This window comes from Caulobacter sp. P1_B12_2, assembly GCF_056406675.1.
Window position 1 is genome coordinate 1 of the sequence record NZ_JBFTZS010000543.1, and the last position, 2784, is coordinate 2784.

Below are 2784 nucleotides of genomic sequence, written 5' to 3' on the forward strand. Positions count from 1 at the left end.
GATCAGGCCGCCGAACGCCGGCGGAGCGTAGGCCAGGGCGCGGACGGCGCGCAGCACCCGCTCCAGGTGGTCGCCCGGCGGCACGACCAGGTAGCCGGCGCGAAGGCCGGGAGCCAGCGACTTGGACACCCCCGAGACGTGGAAGGTCCGCTCCGGGGCCAGCAGGGCCAACGGGGTGGGGCGGCCTTCACGGGCATAGACCGCGTAGATGTCGTCCTCGATCAACCACAGGTCGTGCTCGCGGGCGATGGCCACGATCTCGCGGCGACGCTGGAGGCTCATGATCCGGCCGGTGGGGTTCTGCAGGGTCGGCAGCAGGACCAGCACCTTGGCGCCGCCGCGCGCCGCTTCGTCCAAGGCGTCGGGGCGCAGGCCCTCGGCGTCCATCGCCACGCCTTGCAGCCGGAACCCCTGGTGTTCGGCGATGGCCTTGACGCCCTGATAGGTCGAGGCCTCGCAGAGGATCGTGTCGCCCGGCCGGGCCAGGCTGCCCAGGGCCAGGGCCAGGCCCTGCTGGGCGCCGGCGCAGCAGACCAGCCGGGTCCAGTCCGCGCCGTCCAGGCCGCCGCTGCGCGCCAGCCAGGCCGCGCCGGCCCGCCGCTGGACTTCCAGACCGGCGGCCGGGGCGTAGACCAGATGGTCCAGCAGGTCGGACCGTCGCCGCAGCTTGGCCAGGGCGTCGGACAGCCGTTCGGCCGCCGCCTGGGGCGGGGCGGTGTTCTGGGCCAGGTTGATCGGGCCCGCCGGATCGGCGGCGCGGAAGCCGGCGGCGCCCTGTCCGGCGCTCGAGGTTCCGCGCACGAAGCTGCCGCGACCGACGTGAGCCTGGACCAGCCCGGCCTTCTCCGCCTCGACATAGGCCCGGGTCACCGTGCCCAGGCCCAGGCCCAGGCGGTGGGCCAGGTCGCGCTGCGGCGGCAGGCGGTCGCCGTCGTTCAGCGCGCCCGAGGCGATGTCCCCCTTCAGGGCGTCCAGCAGCCGCTCGTACAGCGGCGCGGCGCCGGACGACAGGGTCGGGGTCCAGCCGGCCATCAAGGTGTCTCCATAATTGTCATTGGAACAATATAGGTTTTGACTCATGATGCAATTGGCAAGAAGACCGTGACATTCCGCTTATGGAGTGTCCGTCATGACCGCTCAATTGCTGCTCGCCTTCGTCCTGTTCGCCTTCGCCACGGCCGGCACGCCCGGCCCCAACAACATGATGCTGCTGGCGTCGGGCGCGAATTTCGGCCTGCGTCGCACGGCGCCGCAGATCCTGGGGATCAGCGTCGGCCTGGCGGTGATGGTGGTGGCCATGGGGCTGGGGCTGAGCGGGGTGTTCAAGGCCTGGCCGGTGCTGCACGACGTGCTCAAGTGGGTCGGCGGCGCGTACATGCTGTGGCTGGCCTGGAAGATCGGCACGGCCACCGGAATCTCGGACAAGAGCGTCGGCGCCAAGCCGATGACCTTCCTGCAGGCCGCCGCCTTCCAGTGGGTCAATCCCAAGGCCTGGGCCATGGCCCTGACCGCGGCCACCACCTACACGCCCGAGGGCTCGACGATCGGCGTGTTCTTCGTGGCCGGAACCTTCATGCTGGTCGGCGCGCCGTGCAGCGCCGCCTGGGCGGGCTTCGGCCAGGGCCTGCGACGGTTCCTGGACCGGCCGGCGGTGCTGCGGGCGTTCAATCTCGGCATGGCCGCCCTGCTGGTGGTGTCGCTGTACCCGCTGGTGGTCGAGACCCGGCCGGCGGGCGCGTCACGCGAAGCGCCGCGCGAACTGGCCGTCCTGCCGACCACGCCGCGCTGGTCTTCGCGGGGATAGCGCGCATTGCAGAAACTTAAGTAGCCCTCGGCGGACGGCTGAGGTCTGGTGCGGCCACGAAAATCCGGAGCCGTCCATGTCCCTCGCCGTCCGTTCCGCCCTCTGCGCCGTCCTGCTGCTGGTCGGGAGCGCGGCCCAGGCCGCCGTCACCCCCGTGCCGGTCGGCCAGCCGCTGGCCCGCTTCGCCAATATCAAGCCCGGCGCGCACCGCTACCTGCGGTTCAAGCAGACCGGCGACACCGTGCGCGTCGCCGACGTCTGGACCCGCGAGGTCCGCTTCGAGGACCAGGACGGCCAGCGCCGCCTGCACATCGTCCAGCACTGGGACGGGGTGGGGGCCACGCCGTCGGACCGCCAACTGGACAGCTGGTTCGAGGTCGGCACCTTCCGCCCCCTGACCCACATCCGCCGCACCCAGAAGGACGGCGTCGCCAAGGTCGAGGGCTTCACCTTCCAGCCCGACAAGATCGTCGGCTTGAAGGACCTGCCGGACAACGCCGCCAAGGACTTCGAGGTCGCCTCGCCGCAGCCCAGCTTCAACTTCGAGACCGACATGGAGTTCATCCAGGCCCTGCCGCTGGCGGCGGGTTACGAGGCCAGCATCGTCTTCACCCATCCGGGCGGAGGCCCGCCGGCGGCCTATCTGTTCAAGGTGGCCGGGTCGGAGGTGTTGGACCTGCCGGGCGGCGGCAAGATCGACTGCTGGCTGGTCACGGCTGACTACAACCATCCCGAAATGCCGGTCACCCGCTTCTGGTTCGCCAAGGGCAGCCAGGTGATGATCAAGCAGATCTCGCCGTTGCCGGACGGCTCGGGGGTGCTGGGGAAGACCTTGCTCTACTAACCAATTTATCCGCTCATCCCGACGAATGCCGGGACCCAGATGGAATGGCGGTGTGCTGACGCCAGGAACCCAGCGTTTATCCAATCGGTCACTCCGCTTTGGGATCTGGGTCCCGGCGTTCGCCGGGATGAGCGGG

Annotated in this window: 3 protein-coding genes; 2 read left to right on the top strand and 1 reads right to left on the bottom strand. The window is 70.3% G+C overall.

The genetic code is table 11. The annotated features are described in order from the left end of the window. A partial coding sequence (locus tag AC1DZ6_RS22970) for an aminotransferase-like domain-containing protein (protein ID WP_477099426.1) occupies positions 1 to 1032 on the bottom strand: 1032 nt, incomplete at its 3' end. Positions 1033 to 1129: 97 nt separating this feature from the next. Between AC1DZ6_RS22970 and AC1DZ6_RS22975 the strand changes: the two genes are divergently transcribed. Further along, positions 1130 to 1804 (top strand): LysE family translocator, encoded by a 675-nt coding sequence (locus AC1DZ6_RS22975; RefSeq protein WP_477099427.1) that lies wholly within the window; start codon positions 1130 to 1132, stop codon positions 1802 to 1804. A 76-nt stretch (positions 1805 to 1880) separates the two neighbouring features. Beyond that, a complete protein-coding gene (locus AC1DZ6_RS22980) occupies positions 1881 to 2648 on the top strand; it encodes a DUF3108 domain-containing protein (protein WP_477099428.1) in 768 nt (255 codons plus the stop codon). Positions 2649 to 2784 lie beyond the last annotated feature (136 nt).